This is a genomic window from Mycobacterium sp. E2327, assembly GCF_001672675.1.
GTDB lineage: Bacteria > Actinomycetota > Actinomycetes > Mycobacteriales > Mycobacteriaceae > Mycobacterium.
Window position 1 is genome coordinate 1 of the sequence record NZ_LZKE01000066.1, and the last position, 1,342, is coordinate 1,342.

Annotated in this window: 1 protein-coding gene; it reads left to right on the forward strand. The window is 70.4% G+C overall.

Annotated features, from left to right (window positions below; all coding sequences use genetic code 11):
* On the forward strand, positions 1 to 1,249 hold a 1,249-nt coding region (gene der, locus A5712_RS07895; protein ID WP_068103265.1), incomplete at its 5' end, for a ribosome biogenesis GTPase Der.
* Between the last annotated feature and the right edge of the window lie 93 nt (positions 1,250 to 1,342).

Below are 1,342 nucleotides of genomic sequence, written 5' to 3' on the forward strand. Positions count from 1 at the left end.
GCGGCGCGAGGCGGTGGTGCAGGACGTCCCCGGCGTGACCCGCGACCGCGTCTCCTACGACGCGCTGTGGACCGGACGCCGGTTCGTCGTGCAGGACACCGGGGGATGGGAGCCCGATGCCAAAGGCCTGCAGCAGCTGGTGGCCGAGCAGGCGTCGGTGGCCATGCGCACCGCCGACGCGGTGATCCTCGTGGTCGATGCCACCGTCGGCGCCACCGCGGCCGACGAGGACGCGGCGCGCATCCTGCTGCGCTCGGGCAAGCCGGTTTTCTTGGCCGCCAACAAGGTTGACAGCGAGAAGGGCGAGGCCGACGCCGCCGCATTGTGGTCGCTCGGGCTCGGTGAGCCGCACGCAATCAGCGCGATGCACGGCCGCGGCGTCGCCGATCTGCTCGACGAGGTGCTGGCCGCGCTGCCCGAGGTCTCCGAGGCTGCGCCCAAGGCGGGCGGCCCGCGGCGGGTCGCGCTGGTCGGCAAGCCCAACGTGGGCAAGAGCTCGCTGCTGAACAAGCTTGCGGGAGATCAACGTTCGGTGGTGCACGACGTCGCCGGCACGACGGTGGACCCGGTCGACTCGCTCATCGAATTGGGCGGCAAGGTGTGGCGGTTCGTCGACACCGCGGGCCTGCGGCGCAAGGTCGGCCAGGCCAGCGGGCACGAGTTCTACGCCTCGGTGCGCACCCACTCGGCCATCGACGCGGCCGAGGTCGTCGTCGTGCTGATCGACGCGTCCGAGACGCTGACCGAGCAGGATCAGCGCGTTCTTTCGATGGTGATCGAGGCCGGCCGCGCGTTGGTGCTGGCTTTCAACAAATGGGACCTCGTCGACGAGGACCGCCGCGACATGCTGGAGCGTGAGATCGACCGTGAGCTAGCGCAGCTGCGCTGGGCGCAGCGGGTCAACATCTCCGCCAAGACGGGCCGCGCGGTGCAGAAGCTGGTGCCGGCCATGGAGACCGCGCTGGAATCGTGGGACAAGCGGATCTCCACCGGCCAGCTCAACACCTGGATCAAGGAAGTGGTCGCGGCCACGCCACCCCCGGTGCGTGGCGGGAAGCAGCCGCGGATCCTGTTCGCCACCCAGGCCACCGCGCGCCCGCCGACGTTCGTGCTCTTCACCACCGGCTTCCTGGAGGCCGGTTACCGGCGCTTCCTCGAGCGGCGGCTGCGAGAGACGTTCGGGTTCGAGGGTTCGCCGATCCGGATCAACGTGCGGGTGCGGGAGAAGCGGGGAGCTAAGCGGCGCTGAGCGTCGTCCCGGCCGGATGGTGCGGGTCACACCTGTCACATGCGCCCCGGCGCGGAGGGCAATAGGCGATGTGCCCGCCTCGCAGCGACAACT